Genomic DNA, 16,109 nt, shown 5'->3' on the forward strand with positions numbered 1-16,109 from the left:
CCATTGGTTGGCGGCCAATGGGGCGATTTATCAATTATTTTGCTTGACCTGTTTTAGGGCTGCGGTAGATCAAAGCCAAAGTGCAGGTAAGCGCGTTGGGTGGCGATGCGACCTCGCGGCGTGCGCTGCAAATAGCCTTGTTGGATCAAATACGGCTCAATCACATCTTCAATGGTGTCTTTTTCTTCGCCAATCGCGGCCGCTAAATTATCTAACCCAACCGGTCCACCATCAAACTTTTCAATGATGGCATTGAGTAGCTTACGGTCCATGTAATCGAACCCTTGGCTATCCACATCCAGCATATCCAGTGCTCGTTGCGCAATATCCGCGCAAATGTGGCCGCTGCCTTTCACTTCGGCATAGTCTCGTACACGGCGCAACAGTCGGTTCGCAATACGTGGTGTCCCGCGAGAGCGGCGTGCTACTTCTACTGCGCCTTCGTCTTCCATCGAAAGCGCGAGGCAGTGAGCACTGCGTTTTACAATCCCCGTTAAGTCATGAACATTGTAATATTCAAGCCGTTGGGTGATCCCGAAACGATCGCGCAGTGGCGAAGTCAAGGAGCCTGCCCGTGTTGTCGCACCAACTAAGGTAAACGGTGGTAAATCAATCTTAATGGAGCGTGCCGCTGGTCCTTCACCAATCATAATGTCTAATTGATAATCTTCCATCGCCGGATAAAGCACTTCTTCAACCACTGGGCTTAGACGGTGAATTTCATCAATGAATAAGACATCATGCGGTTCAAGGTTGGTCAAAAGCGCCGCTAAGTCGCCGGCTTTTTCTAATACAGGGCCTGAAGTGGTACGAATATTAACGTCCATTTCATTGGCGACAATGTTTGCCAAGGTGGTTTTCCCCAGCCCCGGCGGGCCGAAAATCAACAGATGATCCAACGCCTCTTGTCGCTTACGTGCGGCATGGATAAAGATTTCCATTTGATCACGGACATGATCTTGCCCTTGGTAATCGTCCAATAATTTGGGACGAATCGCGCGGTCAATCACGTCTTCTTCCCGATCATGATTGGCTTGCGCGGAGATTAAACGATCAGCTTCTATCATGGATTACACCATTGAACGCAGTGCGTGTCGGATGACGTCTTCACTGCTCATTTCGTCGGTTGCGATTTGTTTCACCACTTTCTCAGCCTGCGCGGCTTTATAGCCCAACGCCACCAGCGCGCTCACTGCTTCGTCAGCAGCAGATGAGACAGTGGTCGGCGCCTGACGCGTCGGTGCACCGCTTCCATCGGCGGCGTCGGTATAAGGCGTAAAGAGATCAAATGCCTCCCAGTTTTTCAACCGATCGCGCATTTCAATCACCAGACGCTCTGCCGTCTTCTTACCTACGCCGGGGATTTTAACCAAGGTGGACACATCATTATGTTCAACACTATCGACAAACTGGTGAGCCGTCATGCCGGACAAAATCGCCAAGCCCAGTTTGGGTCCGACGCCATTGGCCTTAATCACTTCTCGAAACAAGGCTCGCTCACGTTTACCACTAAAGCCAAACAAAAGCTGCGCATCCTCGCGCACTACAAAATGCGTATAAATGGTGGCCACCTCACCGACTTCTGGCAATTGATACAAACAGTTCATCGGCATACTCACTTCATAGCCAACGCCATTGACATCAATCAAAATCTCAGGGGGCTGCTTTTCTAGCAGGGTTCCGTGTAATCGGCCTATCACAATGTGCTCTCAGTTTTTTACTTTGTCGACAAGGATAAATAATAACTGGATCTATATCCAGTCTTAGGGCGGAGAGATGAGACAAATGCTCGATTTGAGGAGAAAAGACGCTCTCACCAAATGCGATGAGAACGTCAGGGAGTCAACGATACCGCCCGCGACGCGCAGAGCTGGCTTTGCCCGCCATCGCTATCATGGTGTGATAGGTATGCGCATGACAAATCGCCACGGCAAGCGCATCGGCAGCATCGGCTTGTGGGGTGGCATTGAGCTTCAACATATGGGTGACCATGTGCTGCACCTGCTTTTTATCCGCACTGCCTTTCCCCACGACGGCTTGTTTGATCAAACGGGCCGCATATTCTGACACCGGTAAGTTTGCATTCACGGCCGCGACAATAGCACTGCCGCGAGCTTGACCCAACTTCAGCGCGGAGTCGGCATTACGCGCCATAAACACTTGCTCAATCGCAAAGTTATCCGGCTGAAATTGGGTGATCACTTCACTCACCCCCGCATAAATTTGCTTGAGCCGGCCGGGTAAATCCTCACTGTCGGTACGAATACAGCCGCTGCCAAGGTACTCCAAATGCCGGCCTTGTTGGCGGATCACGCCGTAGCCGGTGATCCGCGAACCTGGGTCAATGCCCAGTATGATTGCCATTTAACTTAAGCTCGCTGCCACTTCGTCGGAGATATCACCGTTATGGTAGACTTCTTGCACATCGTCAAGGTCTTCTAGCATATCGATAAGACGCAGTAGCTTAGGGGCGGTATCCGCATCCAGCTCCGCTTTGGTCGACGGTACTTGTGTGACTTCAGCACGCTCTGCCTCGAAACCCGCTTTGTCCAAGGCATCTTTTACATTGCCGAAATCATTTGGCGTGGTGTAGACATCCATCGAGCCATCGTCGTAAGTCACCACATCATCGGCTCCCCCTTCCAACGCGGCTTCCATCACCGCATCTTCGTCAAGCCCTGAAGCGTAGGTGATTACACCTTTTTTCTCGAATAAGAAGCTCACCGAACCATCTGTCCCCAGATTACCGCCTGATTTTGAGAATGCGTGACGCACACCAGACACGGTACGGTTACGGTTGTCGGTCATGCACTCTACCATCACCGCCGTCCCCGCAGGACCGTAGCCTTCGTAGATCACCGTTTCCATGTTGTCGTCGCCATCACCGCCCGCACCGCGCGAAATCGCACGATTGATGGTGTCACGGGTCATATTGTTAGACAGCGCTTTATCGACCGCGGCACGCAGGCGAGGATTGGTTTCTGCTTCGGGGCCACCTTCTTTGGTTGCCACCACAATTTCTCGGATTAGTTTGGTGAAAATCTTACCGCGCTTCGCGTCTTGAGCGGCTTTACGGTGTTTAATGTTCGACCACTTACTGTGACCTGCCATATCGACTCTCCGTTTTTTGCGCTCCCCTCACGTGAAAGGAGTAATAAGAAAAAACGCGCCTTGGCTTTGCAGTCGGAGGCGCGTTGATGAAAATCCCCGCATACTAAGGCCATACCGCGAGATAGGTATCGCACTTAGTCATGGGAGTTAACGGACAAACGCTGTTGCCCGTGATCGGACTTATCGTCTCTGGATGACGTTACTCGCTTTGTTCCGCCGCCGCAGTAATGCTAAGCGCCAGTTCTTCAAGCGCTGCTTCGTTAGCAATGCTTGGCGCATCTGTCATCAAACAGGCCGCTGCCGTGGTTTTCGGGAAAGCAATCACGTCACGAATGTTTTCAGTGCCAGACAGCAGCATCACCAAGCGGTCCATACCAAACGCCAGACCTGCGTGTGGTGGGGTACCAAATTTGAGTGCATCCAGCAAGAAGCCAAACTTCTCGCGCTGCTCTTGTTCGCCAATACCAAGGGTTTCGAATACTGCCGCTTGCATCTCTGGGTTGTGGATACGTACTGAGCCGCCACCCACTTCATAGCCATTGATAACCATGTCGTAAGCATTCGAGTTCGCCGCTGCCGGATTCGCTTTCAGCGCTTCTGGGGTCACGTCAGTTGGCGCGGTGAATGGGTGGTGCATTGCATGAAGGTTACCTTCGTCGTCTTCCTCAAACATTGGGAAGTCAACCACCCACAGCGGTGCCCATGCTTGGGTATCTGTCAGTTCGAGATCCAGACCAAGCTTCACGCGCAATGCGCCCAACGCTTCGGTGACTACTGACTTTTTATCTGAGCCAAACAGGATGATATCACCGGTTTGTGCTTCAGTACGTGAAAGGATCCCTTCAACCACGTCCGCATTAAGGAATTTCGCTACCGGTGACTGAACACCGTCCAAGCCTGCGTCACGGTCATTGACTTTCAGCCATGCAAGTCCTTTGGCGCCATAGATACCCACAAACTTGGTGTATTCGTCAATTTGCTTGCGAGACAGGCTGGCACCGCCCGGTACACGGATGACGGCAACGCGGCCTTTTTCATCGTTTGCTGGGCCTGAGAAGACTTTAAATTCAACGTCTTTGACCAGATCCGCCACATCGACGATTTCAAGCGGGTTACGCAGATCCGGTTTGTCAGAGCCAAAGCGACGCATCGCTTCTTCATATTTCATGACTGGGAAGGCACCCAAGTCGACGTCAAGCAGCGACTGCCACATTTCGCGAATCATTTTCTCGGTCACTTCGCGCACTTGCTCGGCGCTCATGAACGAGGTTTCGATATCGATCTGTGTAAATTCTGGCTGACGGTCAGCACGCAAGTCTTCATCACGGAAGCACTTCACGATTTGGTAGTAACGGTCAAAACCTGACATCATCAACAACTGCTTAAACAGCTGAGGCGATTGTGGCAAGGCATAGAAGCTGCCTTTGTGCACACGGCTAGGAACCAAGTAGTCACGCGCGCCTTCTGGCGTTGCTTTGGTCAACACCGGCGTTTCGATATCCAAAAAGTCATTGCTATCCAAGAAACGACGGACGAAGCTGGTCGCTTTCGCACGCAATTTGATGCGGTCGCTCATTTCTGGACGACGCAGGTCAAGATAGCGGTACTTCAAACGCTGTTCTTCAGAGATGAATTGGTTGAAGTCGATCGGTAACGGGGCACTGCGGTTAATGATGTCTAACCCAGTTGCCACCACTTCAACTTCACCGGTCGCCATATCACGGTTGATTTGGCTGTCTGGACGCGCACGCACTTCACCGCGAATTTGGATACAGAATTCGTTACGTAGCTTGTTCGCTTGCTCGTAAACATCACCCATATCAGGATCGATCACGACCTGCACGAGCCCTTCACGGTCTCGCATATCGATAAAAATCAATCCGCCCAAATCACGACGACGGTTAACCCAACCACAAAGACTTACTTCTTGCCCGACATGGGCTTTATTCAGGTGACCACAATATTGGGTGCGCATAGAGTATTCCTGATCTGATTCTGATTATTCCGCTTGCCCCCTTGGGCACAAGCCTGCCAAATACTGAGGGGAATTCGGGTAACAGCGTCTGTCGTACCTGACGGTACGCCCCCATTGGTGCCGTTACTGTCAAAGACCTGCCATTATAAAGGAAAAGCCCCTCCCTTGGTAAAGCGATCGCGCTTTTTTATTCTGTTTGGGCGATGAATGGTTTTTTGGCGCACTTCCGATTAGGCTATCACCATCTCGATTGACCGATAAAAGCCAAGCCATGTCCCTGACGTTAAATCACGTTTCCGTACCGCCCCTGCGCCTTGGGCTGACACAATGGTCCCACCCCAGCTGGCAACATCACTTTTATCCTCCGGGCACTAAGACGGCCGATCGTTTAGCGCGCTATGCGGAGGTGTTTAATACGGTTGAAGGCAATACGACTTTTTATGCCTCACCCTCGAGCACGTCAGTCGCCAATTGGGCCGCGGCTACGCCGGATACGTTTCGGTTTACCTTTAAATTTCCGCAAACCATTACCCATCAGTGCCAATTGCGCCATGCACAAACATTGACGCAAGATTTCATCACCCTGATGGCGCCGCTCCATGAAAAGGTAGGGCAATGGACCATCCAACTCCCTGCCCGTTTTGGTCCCGAGGGCTTGCCGGCATTGGCTGTTTTTTTAAAGCAATTACCCGCGGATTTTTCAGTTGGCGTCGAGGTCCGTCACCCAGCATTTTTTGCCAAAGGCGACGCCGAGCGTCAATTGAATCGCCTGTTACTGGAACATAAGGCGAATCGTGTGATCATGGACAGCCGCCCCGTGTTCGCCGCCAAACCGGACTCGCCGGCGATTATTGACGCACAACAGAAAAAGCCCCGCGTGCCGGTTCATGCTATCGCCACCCATGATGCGCCCATGGTGCGCTTTATCGGTCACCCAACTCTCGATGAAAATGCCGCGTTCTTTACGCCGTGGATCGCCAAATTGCAGCACTGGATGAATGAAGGGAAAACACCTTATTTAATGATCCATACTTCAGATAATGATCAGGCTCCTGCGCTTGCCGCGGCGCTTTACCAACGCCTTGAATTATCACCCCCTCTCGCCAGTGTGCAACGCGCGGCACAGTCACAGCAGTTCTCGCTGCTGTAATCGCCTGGGACAATGGCAAGGCAGAATAAAGACAGACGGGGAAAAATTCACTACAATACGCCGCTTTTACTGCTGGGCATTGGCTGATTTGTAGGGGCTCTCATGGCTAATCAGGATAAAATTTTCGCGGCGCCCATTGAAAAACTGGGTGATTTTACCTTCGACGCGAACGTCGCCGAAGTCTTTCCGGACATGATTCAACGATCCGTACCGGGCTATAGCAATATCATTTCGGCGATTGGGATGTTGGCGCAGCGTTTTGCCAAGCCAAATACCAATATCTACGATTTGGGCTGTTCATTGGGCGCGGCCACCTTATCGATGCGTCGCCATATCGAACACGCAAGCTGCCAGATTATCGCGGTAGATAACTCATCGGCGATGGTCGAACGCTGTCGTCTCCATGTAAATGCATACCGTGGTGCCGCTGACGTAGAGGTCAAAGAAGCGGATATTCGAGATATCGAGATCCAAAATGCGTCTATGGTTGTGCTTAACTTTACCCTGCAATTTTTAAGTCCTGACGACCGCCAAGCCTTGTTAAACAAAATTTATCAAGGACTTAATCCCGGTGGCATTCTGATTTTATCGGAAAAGTACTGCTTTGATGATGACACCGCCAACGAGCTTTTGATTGACCTACACCATGACTTTAAACGTGCCAATGGGTACAGCGAGCTAGAAATTAGCCAAAAGCGTAGCGCCCTTGAGAACGTCATGCGTCCAGACAGTATTGGCACCCACAAAGCCCGATTGAGTGATATCGGTTTTAGTAGTGTTGCCATGTGGTTCCAGTGTTTTAACTTCGGCTCTATGCTAGCCATCAAGTAAGCCAACCGGTACGAGTAGTTTCATGTTTGATTTTTCTGACTTCTATCAGCTTATTGCCAAAAATCGCCTAAGCCACTGGTTGGAGGTTCTCCCAGCCCAATTAGCGGAGTGGCAAAACCAGCCGCATGGCGATATGCCGAAGTGGATTAAGGTGCTTAATAAGATCCCAACTACCGCGCCCGAGACGGTTGAACTGAAAGATGCGGTGCGTATTGGCGATGACCAAAGCCTGCCGTCCGGTGAACGCAAAAAACTCGAAAACTTATTACGTAGCTTCCATCCGTGGCGCAAAGGTCCGTATCAGGTGCATGGCATTGATATTGATACCGAATGGCGCTCTGACTGGAAATGGGATCGTGTGCTTCCTCATATTTCGCCACTCAAAGGCCGTTACATCTTGGATGTTGGCTGTGGTAATGGCTATCACATGTGGCGTATGTTGGGGGAAGGCGCTGCGCTGACCGTCGGTATTGATCCATCAGAGCTTTTCTTGATGCAGTTCGACGCTATCCGCCGCTTGATGGGCAACGACCAGCGCGCTCACCTTTTGCCTTTAGGGATCGAAAAACTACCAGCGCTGCGTGCATTCGACACTGTGTTTAGTATGGGTGTGTTATATCACCGCCGCTCCCCGCTCGATCATCTGATCCAACTCAAAGATCAATTGCGTAAAGATGGCGAGCTGGTACTGGAAACGCTGGTGATTGACGGCGATGAAAACGCGGTATTGGTCCCCTCCGACCGTTATGCACAAATGCGTAACGTCTACTTTTTCCCGTCTGCCCGCGCGTTAAAAGTGTGGCTGGAGAAAGTCGGATTTGTCGATGTGCGTATTGTCGATGAGTGCGTCACCACCACGGATGAGCAGCGCAGTACCGAGTGGATGACCCATAATTCACTGCCCGATTACCTTGACCCTGCCAATCCGCATCTTACGGTAGAAGGCTATCCCGCCCCTAAACGTGCCATTTTGGTCGCACGTAACCCTGATTAATGATTGTGCGCCTCTTGGTTTGACAAGAGGCGCACCTTGGCTTGACGTTCAGCAAGCAGAACATTATTTAACCGCCTCGACTTTATTTCCCGTTCACGCCATATTTTCTATCCAGATCAAAAAGATAACGGGCAAAAAGTGACAGAAAACGTCGATAAAACCATCACTCAGTCAATCCTGACTAACTTTTGACAGAATACCCCTACCCATCTTCGCCGCATCGATTAGAATTTGCGCTCACCGTTCGGCGCCTGACTGAGGCGTGATTGAGCCATTTTTGCACCGGTTGGAGATTATGATGTTATTTCGCTGCTCACTGATTAGTGCGCTCTTTTTAACGATGTCAGGTTGTACCCTCACCTCACAGCACCAACACCAAGAAACATTGGACAAAATTGACCATGTTGCCGCACAAACCAATCAGCAACAGCAAACTCTATCCACGTCATTATCGAATCATGATGATGCGCTTTCTCGTCTGTCTGACAAAATCAGTGCGATCGAAAGCCAACTGAAAGTGATGCAGCGTACCCAAGCGAAAGTGTACGCCAACATGGCGGATGCCAAACCGGAAGTAAAGGTGAAAGAGAAAGTGGTTCGTGTCCCGGTCAACGACGATAAAGTCTTATTGGGTGCCCGTGAATGGGTATGGTTTGACGCGGTAGAAAGCACATTCCAAGCTCGCGTTGACACCGGCGCCGAAACATCTTCATTGAATGCTGTGGATATTCAAGAATTTGAGCGCGATGGTGATACTTGGGTGAAGTTTAACGTCAATCACAGCGAAAATAACGACGAACCCGTGTTTATGGAAATGCCGGTGAAGCGCTGGGTGCGTATTCGCCAATCTTCCACCGATAAAACCGATCGCCGTCCAGTTGTGGAAGCTTGGATCCGTGTCGGCAGTATCCACGAAAAAACCCAATTTACGCTCGCTGATCGCACCAACATGGAATATCCCGTCCTACTGGGCCGAGAGTTCTTCAAAGATCTCGCAGTGGTCGATGTCAGCCAAGAACATATTCACCCCAAGTACGAGCCTGAAACGCAACCGGACGCTAGCAGTAACGACGCTAACCAAAAATAGGTCACCTTTATGGTTTCACGTGTTCCATTTTACTTTTTAATCGGTTTTCTGGTCTTGGCAGGTATCGCGTTAAGCGCATACCGTCATATGGTTTACGGCGTGCCATGGCTCGCTGATGAAACTCGCCAAGTGTGGCAGATTGAAGCGCGCATCAATTTTGATGCCACCGGTGGGCCGGTGAAGGTGAATCTTGCCGCGCCCGATAGCCAACCCGGCCTGACTCTGATTGACGAAAGCACCTCGTCATCAGGCTATGGGTTTTCTTTGCTTGACACCGACTATGGTCGCCAAGCGCAATGGTCAACGCGCACCGCCACCGGCGAACAAACCCTTTATTTCAAAAACCAAATGCTGGTGGATGACAGTGCCCGCTATACCATGACGCCACCGGAGCACGACACCGTTGCTGCCCCGGTAATGGACAATGCGGCTAAAAACGCTGCGCTCGCCTTACTCGATCGTGCTCGCTCTCGTTCGGCGGATAACATCACCCTGACCAGAGAGCTAATCAAACAATTTAACAGCACCGACAGCCAAAACGCGGCATTGTTGCTTAACGCCTTTGATAAGCCAGATGCGGTTCAAAAGACATTGGCGCTAGAAGGGATCCATGCCCGCGTTGTGGGTGGTTTGAAGTTAGAAGACGGTCGCCGTCGCCAAAGCATCTCACCAATGATCCAAGTGTGGCAAGACACACAGTGGCATTTATTCGATCTCACCACCGGACAAAATGGCCATCGCGACGACGTTCTCCTATGGAACCAACGGGGCGGTCCTTTGCTTGAAGTGACAGGCGGTGAGCACAGTCATGTCAACTTCTCAATCATTTCTCAGGATATCAGCCCGCAGCAGGCGACCACCGCCAAAGTGAACGCCGACGATCTGCTCAACTTTTCGATCCATAGCTTGCCGATTGAAGAGCAAGCGATGTTCAAAACCATCATGCTTATCCCAATTGGCGCGCTGATTGTGGTGTTCTTGCGGGTCATTGTTGGCTTAAAAACCTCTGGCACCTTTATGCCAGTATTGATTGCAGTCGCGTTTGTGCAAACCCAATTAATCACCGGCATTGTTGGCTTTGTGCTGATTGTTGGTACGGGCTTGGTGATCCGAAGTTATCTCTCCCGGCTCAACTTATTGCTGGTGGCGCGAATCTCCGCGGTGATTATTACCGTGATTTTGATTATCGCCGTGTTCAGTGTGATTGCGTTCCACATCGGCTTAATCGAAGGACTGACCATTACCTTCTTCCCAATGATCATCTTGTCATGGACCATAGAACGGATGTCCATTCTATGGGAAGAAGAAGGCGCCAAAGAGGTGGTTGTTCAAGGAGGCGGCTCGCTTCTCACCGCAGTGCTGGTCTATCTCGCGATGACCAATGAGTTGGTTCGCCATCTGACCTTTAACTTCATTGGTGTGCAGTTAGTGATTCTGGCCCTGATCTTAATGCTGGGTAACTACACGGGCTATCGCCTCTCTGAGCTGAAGCGCTTCCGCCCACTTGCTGCTAATGAAAAAAGTCACGGCCTTGCGCCCACCTCAGGAGGTGATGATGCGAACACTCCTCGCTAAACTGGCGTCGCCCTTTCGCCTCAATGACGCGGGCGTGATGGGCATGAACCAACGCAATATTCGTTATATTGGCCGCTACAACGATAGACGCTTGTATCCACTGGTGGATGATAAGCTCAAAACCAAACTGATTGCACAACAAGCCGGCGCGACGGTGCCGGACTTGATTGGTGTGATTGATAGCCAAGCGGATGTTAAGCGCATTCACGCTATGGTCGCAAACTGGCCGGGCTTTGTGATTAAGCCAGCCCAGGGCTCTGGCGGTAAAGGGATCATGGTGATCACTCAAAATCACCAAGGGCGCTATTTTAAAGCCTCCGGCAAAGAAGTCAGTCATGACGACGTTGAACGCCATATTACCAACACCTTGGCGGGCTTGTTTTCCCTCGGCGGTAAAGCCGATGTGGCGGTGGTTGAGAACTTAATCGCGTTCGATGACAGCTTTAACGGCTTTAGTTATGAAGGCGTGCCTGATATTCGTGTGATTGTGTTTCAAGGCTATCCTGTGATGGCGATGATGCGTCTCTCAACCTCAGCGTCAGACGGTAAGGCTAACCTGCACCAAGGCGCGGTTGGGGTTGGGCTGGATCTTGCAACTGGTTATGCATTAAAAGCGGTGCAATTTAACAGCCCCATCACTCACCACCCTGATACGCACCAAGACTTGTATACGCTTAGGGTTCCACATTGGCAGCAATTGCTCACCCTTGCCGCCAGTGCGTGGGAGATGACTGGGCTCGGTTACATGGGCACCGATATGGTGCTTGATAAAGACAAAGGCCCAATGGTGTTGGAGCTCAATGCTCGTCCCGGGCTTGCGATTCAAATCGCCAATGGCTGTGGCTTGTTGCCCAGACTGCGATTGATCGAGTCTTTACCGCCTTGTCGCTATCCACCGTTACCCGAAGCGCGCGTTGAGTTTTCCATGCGTCACTTTGCTGGCCAGCAAACTCAGCCACTGAAGCCGCGGTTAGCGAAAGTCAGTTAAAACGCTCAGTAGGCAAAAAAAAACTAAAGTTCTCTGCGCCTTGCCGATAACCAAAGTAACCGACTCATTGGTTTGACATGTAAGGTAAGGCGCCGACAGTGACAGTGCACACCATCGACAAAGCACGCATCATTAGTGATGTGCAGTTTGGAGACAATCTGAATCATGCAGTGACGCAAGGACGTCGCTCTGATTTTGCGTTGATGCTCGCCCTGATGTCCGGTGATGCCAATGAGTCAACACCACTCTCACCGCTTGACGAAAAGACCACTAATGATGAGGTTCTACGTCGTCAATTTCAGCTTGCCCCACCTCAGCCGTTGGCGGCCAGTAATGAAGAAGATTACGTTCGTGCTGGTGCGCAAGCCGATGCCTTCCACCGTGGCGGGATTGCCAGTGCACATCTGCGCTTTCAGCTCGCACCTGCTGCCATGCACTACCCGCCCCAAGGCACCCACGGATTTGACGAGGCGGTCTATCACAATTTATCCGGTCATCAGCGTCGCAAGTTGGCAGATAGCGAGTCTGCACGACTCTCACTCAACCCGACGACCTTGTACGAAAATCTCACCACCGCGCACTGCCAAGACAAAATGCGTGTGAGCGCATAACCACCAAGATCGCAAGTCGATCCCAACGATAAATAGCGATCCTTTTCCAAAATGTGATCCTCTATATATTCCGAGCAATCGATCCCCAATTTACCCACTTGTTTTGAACATTTTTTGCGCACCCCGCGTATTTCTGTACCAGTATTAACTTCCCACGCTTGAACAAGCTGGGGGTAAGTTGTCACTTTCTCGTGAATGAAATTCGTAACATATTGTAGAGACAGTGATTTTTCGTAAAGGGTTGATGTGATTGAGGAAATGACCATGAAGATAGATAACGCGGTGGTCGTCATCACAGCAGGCGGCTCGCCATCCGGGCGTGCCATGGCTGAACATTTTTGCTCATTAGGCGCCGATGTCGTACTGCTTGATACCGAGTGGCCGACACTCCGCCTAAGCGCCGATCAGTGCCGAGATTATCCCGGCCGGATCCAGCCGATCTGTTTAGCCGATTATCAGCCTCAATCCATCAATGATGCCTTTGCTCAAATCGTCACACTGTTTGGTGGTATTGATGTACTCATCAATCATTGGCAAGGCGACATACTGCCTAGCCTTTTGGATAATGGAAACTTGGTTGATATACCACAAACGGTCGCCGATTCCACCTCACACTATTACGTCGTCGTGCAACGCGCCGCCGTTTGTATGCAACAGCGTGGGCGCCCCGGTGTGATTATTAATGTCGCTGGCCATCATTTAACCCCAGATACGGTCGCCAGTGCCATGATTGGTGGTCTCACTCAGCGGTGGGCTAAAGAATTATCTGGGCTCAAAATTCGCGTTGGCGGTATTGTTCCTCGCGGACGTACGATGAATCGCGCAAGCGGAGGAATGGATGACGAGCTGATTCGTAATGCGGAATATATCGTCTCCAACGATTCTTTTAACGGCCGATTGTTAGAGGCAAGTGGGTAGAAAGAGCAAACGCCCCGATACGAGTATGCAGCAGTCCTTTCCGTATTCCGTAAGCAAAGCGCTCTGTATTCTAGTGCCATCGTCGCCACGGATAAAATCAAAAAGACCCGCCGGAGCGGGTCTTTGTCGTTAAGCGGTGACCTAGGTTAAATTAGGCTTTTGCTTTCGCACCTTTTTTGTCTGCACCCGCTTTAGTTGGCGCGGCCGCTGGTTGGTCATCTTTTTTCTTGATAACCGTGGTGCCTTCGAAGGTTTCACCTTCAACATATGGCTTACCATAGTAAGAGGCCAACAGTACTTCTTTCAGCTCTTTGATCAGTGGGTAGCGTGGGTTCGCACCAGTACATTGGTCATCGAACGCTTCTTCCGCAAGCTCATCAAGTTTGGCAATGAAGTCAGCTTCTGGGACACCGGCCGCTTGGATAGACGCAGGGATATCCAGTTTCAACTTCATTTCTTCCAACCAAGCGAGGAGACGCTCAATCTTCTGTGCTGTGCGGTCACCGGCTTGAGACAGACCTAAGTGATCCGCAACTTCTGCATAACGACGACGTGCTTGTGGGCGGTCGTACTGTGAGAATGCAGTTTGTTTGGTTGGGTTGTCGTTGGCGTTGAAACGAACCACGTTTGAAATCAGCAGTGCGTTAGCAAGGCCGTGTGGTAAGTGGAACTCAGCACCGATTTTGTGCGCCATTGAGTGACACACACCCAAGAAGGCGTTAGCAAACGCGATACCGGCAATGGTCGCACCATTGTGCACTTTTTCGCGTGCAATTGGGTCATTCGCACCGTGCGCATAGCTCGCTGGTAGATACTCATTCAGCAGTTTCAGTGCTTGTAGCGCTTGACCGTCAGAGTATTCGCTTGCCAGTACTGACACATAAGCTTCCAAAGCGTGCGTAATCGCATCATAACCACCAAAGGCAGTCAGAGACTTCGGCATGTTCATTACCAAGTTGGCATCAACAATCGCCATCTGTGGTGTCAGCTCGTAATCAGCCAGTGGGTATTTGGCACCGGTTTCGTCGTCAGTTACAACCGCAAACGGCGTTACTTCTGAGCCTGTACCTGATGTGGTCGTTACACAAACCAGTTCCGCTTTTTTACCCATTTTCGGGAACTTGTAAATACGTTTACGGATATCCATAAAGCGCATTGCTAGCTCTTCGAACGCAGTTTCAGGGTGCTCGTACATAACCCACATGATTTTCGCTGCATCCATTGGTGAACCACCACCTAGGGCAATGATCACGTCTGGCTGGAAGCTCTTCATCGCGTCGGCACCTTTGCGTACCACGCTCAAGGTAGGATCGGCTTCCACTTCAAAGAAGGTGGTCACATCCATGCCCTGTGCTTTGAGCATTTTTTCGATATCGTCAGAGTAACCGTTGTTGAACAAGAAGCGGTCAGTCACGATCATCGCACGTTTCTTGTCTTCCAAATCACTCAGCGCGATTGGCAAGCTGCCGCGACGGAAGTAGATAGATTTTGGTAGTTTGTGCCACAGCATATTCTCAGCTCGCTTCGCAACAGTTTTCTTGTTCATCAGGTGTTTAGGCCCAACGTTTTCAGAAATCGAGTTACCGCCCCAAGAGCCACAACCCAGTGTGAGTGATGGTGCAACGTTGAAGTTGTACAGGTCACCGATACCACCGTGAGTGGTTGGGATGTTCACCAGAATACGCGCTGTTTTCAGGCGGTCGCCGAAGTACTTGATACGATCTTGATTAACGTCTTGGTTGGTGTAAAGGCCAGAGGTATGACCGATACCGCCCATTTCTACCATTTTGCATGCCATATCCACGGCGTGCTCGAAGCTTTTCGCACGGAACATACCCAAGGTTGGCGAGAGTTTCTCGTGAGCGAATTCTTCTTCGATGCTGATTTCGAGACCTTCGCCGATCAGTACCTTGGTATCAGACGGTACGCTCACACCGGCCATATCGGCAATCTTAGTGGCGGGCTGGCCAACGATGTCTGCGTTAAGGTTACCGTTAATCAGGATAACTTTACGCACTTTGTCTGCTTCGGCTTTGCTCAGGACATAGGCTTTGTGAGAAGCAAAACGTTCTTTCACTTCGTCGTACACTTCGTCCATCACGATAACCGCTTGCTCTGATGCACAGACCACACCGTTATCGAAGGTTTTTGACATCAACACAGATGCAACCGCACGTTTGATATCCGCTGTTTCGTCAATCACGACCGGCACGTTACCTGCACCAACACCAATCGCAGGTTTACCTGATGAGTAAGCCGCTTTAACCATGCCTGGACCACCGGTCGCAAGGATCAGGTTGATGTCATCATGCTTCATCAATGCGTTAGAAAGCTCAACTGAAGGTTGGTCAATCCAGCCGATAATGTCTTTCGGTGCGCCTGCTGCAACCGCTGCTTCCAGCACAAGTTTAGCCGCATCATTGGTTGAGTTTTTCGCACGTGGGTGTGGCGAGAAGATAATACCGTTACGGGTTTTCAAAGAAATCAGTGATTTGAAAATCGCAGTAGAGGTCGGGTTGGTGGTTGGAACGATACCACAGATAAGACCTACAGGCTCAGCGATAGTGATGGTGCCGAACTCGTCATTCTCTTCTAGAATGCCGCAGGTTTTCTCATCTTTGTATTTGTTATAGATAAACTCAGACGCAAAGTGGTTTTTGATTACCTTGTCTTCCAAGATACCCATGCCTGACTCTTCAACAGCTTGTTTGGCCAGAGGGATACGCGCATTGTTCGCGGCAAGCGAGGCTGCACGGAAGATTTTGTCAACTTGCTCCTGTGAGTAGGTGGCAAATTCTTTTTGTGCCTTTTTGACACGCTCAACCATGGCGTTGAGTTCAGCAATATTAGTGACAGGCATAGTCATCTC

The 16,109-nt window shown here is 50.7% G+C and carries 14 protein-coding genes; 8 read left to right on the plus strand and 6 right to left on the minus strand.

Features of this window, described 5'->3' with window-relative positions; genetic code table 11:
• Positions 1 to 53: 53 nt before the first annotated feature.
• The 5 genes from ruvB to aspS form a co-directional block, all read right to left on the minus strand.
• The gene (gene ruvB / locus BZG84_RS12745) at positions 54 to 1,067 is read right to left on the minus strand and encodes a Holliday junction branch migration DNA helicase RuvB (protein ID WP_069591064.1); all 1,014 of its coding nucleotides are present in this window, start codon (positions 1,065 to 1,067) and stop codon (positions 54 to 56) included.
• A gap of 3 nt (positions 1,068 to 1,070) precedes the next feature.
• Positions 1,071 to 1,700, minus strand: a complete 630-nt coding sequence (ruvA, locus tag BZG84_RS12750) for a Holliday junction branch migration protein RuvA (protein WP_069591062.1) — start codon at positions 1,698 to 1,700, stop codon at positions 1,071 to 1,073.
• Positions 1,701 to 1,842: 142 nt separating this feature from the next.
• Positions 1,843 to 2,364 carry a crossover junction endodeoxyribonuclease RuvC gene (gene ruvC / locus BZG84_RS12755; protein WP_069591060.1) on the minus strand — a complete coding sequence of 174 codons (522 nt, stop codon included), beginning with the start codon at positions 2,362 to 2,364 and terminating at the stop codon, positions 1,843 to 1,845.
• The gene (locus tag BZG84_RS12760) at positions 2,365 to 3,111 is read right to left on the minus strand and encodes a YebC/PmpR family DNA-binding transcriptional regulator (protein WP_069591057.1); all 747 of its coding nucleotides are present in this window, start codon (positions 3,109 to 3,111) and stop codon (positions 2,365 to 2,367) included.
• Positions 3,112 to 3,310: 199 nt separating this feature from the next.
• The gene (aspS, locus tag BZG84_RS12765) at positions 3,311 to 5,086 is read right to left on the minus strand and encodes an aspartate--tRNA ligase (RefSeq protein ID WP_077678290.1); all 1,776 of its coding nucleotides are present in this window, start codon (positions 5,084 to 5,086) and stop codon (positions 3,311 to 3,313) included.
• 271 nt (positions 5,087 to 5,357) lie between these two features.
• On the opposite strand from aspS, the gene BZG84_RS12770 reads away from it, so the two are divergent.
• The 8 genes from BZG84_RS12770 (at position 5,358) to BZG84_RS12805 (ending at position 13,240) form a co-directional block, all read left to right on the plus strand.
• Positions 5,358 to 6,236 carry a DUF72 domain-containing protein gene (locus tag BZG84_RS12770; protein ID WP_077678301.1) on the plus strand — a complete coding sequence of 293 codons (879 nt, stop codon included), beginning with the start codon at positions 5,358 to 5,360 and terminating at the stop codon, positions 6,234 to 6,236.
• A gap of 102 nt (positions 6,237 to 6,338) precedes the next feature.
• The gene (cmoA, locus tag BZG84_RS12775; protein WP_077480356.1) at positions 6,339 to 7,067 is read left to right on the plus strand and encodes a carboxy-S-adenosyl-L-methionine synthase CmoA; all 729 of its coding nucleotides are present in this window, start codon (positions 6,339 to 6,341) and stop codon (positions 7,065 to 7,067) included.
• Between the two features lie 22 nt (positions 7,068 to 7,089).
• Complete coding sequence (cmoB, locus tag BZG84_RS12780) at positions 7,090 to 8,061, plus strand: tRNA 5-methoxyuridine(34)/uridine 5-oxyacetic acid(34) synthase CmoB (RefSeq protein WP_077480355.1); 972 nt, start codon at positions 7,090 to 7,092, stop codon at positions 8,059 to 8,061.
• Positions 8,062 to 8,356: 295 nt separating this feature from the next.
• Positions 8,357 to 9,148 carry an ATP-dependent zinc protease family protein gene (locus BZG84_RS12785; protein ID WP_241825790.1) on the plus strand — a complete coding sequence of 264 codons (792 nt, stop codon included), beginning with the start codon at positions 8,357 to 8,359 and terminating at the stop codon, positions 9,146 to 9,148.
• A gap of 9 nt (positions 9,149 to 9,157) precedes the next feature.
• A complete protein-coding gene (locus BZG84_RS12790) occupies positions 9,158 to 10,723 on the plus strand; it encodes an inactive transglutaminase family protein (protein WP_077678291.1) in 1,566 nt (521 codons plus the stop codon).
• Positions 10,704 to 11,711: an alpha-L-glutamate ligase-like protein gene (locus BZG84_RS12795; RefSeq protein WP_077480352.1), complete on the plus strand. Its 1,008-nt coding sequence runs from the start codon at positions 10,704 to 10,706 to the stop codon at positions 11,709 to 11,711. The genes BZG84_RS12790 and BZG84_RS12795 overlap by 20 nt, the downstream gene beginning before the upstream one ends.
• Positions 11,712 to 11,809: 98 nt before the next feature.
• Positions 11,810 to 12,322, plus strand: a complete 513-nt coding sequence (locus tag BZG84_RS12800) for a VC2046/SO_2500 family protein (RefSeq protein ID WP_077678292.1) — start codon at positions 11,810 to 11,812, stop codon at positions 12,320 to 12,322.
• A 264-nt stretch (positions 12,323 to 12,586) separates the two neighbouring features.
• Positions 12,587 to 13,240, plus strand: a complete 654-nt coding sequence (locus BZG84_RS12805; protein ID WP_158011498.1) for an SDR family NAD(P)-dependent oxidoreductase — start codon at positions 12,587 to 12,589, stop codon at positions 13,238 to 13,240.
• Between the two features lie 151 nt (positions 13,241 to 13,391).
• Here BZG84_RS12805 and adhE read toward each other — a convergent pair whose 3' ends face one another.
• Entirely contained in the window at positions 13,392 to 16,100 is a 2,709-nt protein-coding gene (gene adhE, locus BZG84_RS12810) for a bifunctional acetaldehyde-CoA/alcohol dehydrogenase (RefSeq protein ID WP_077481401.1), read from the minus strand.
• Positions 16,101 to 16,109 lie beyond the last annotated feature (9 nt).

The organism is Salinivibrio sp. PR932 (assembly GCF_001996125.1).
Lineage (GTDB): Bacteria > Pseudomonadota > Gammaproteobacteria > Enterobacterales > Vibrionaceae > Salinivibrio > Salinivibrio proteolyticus.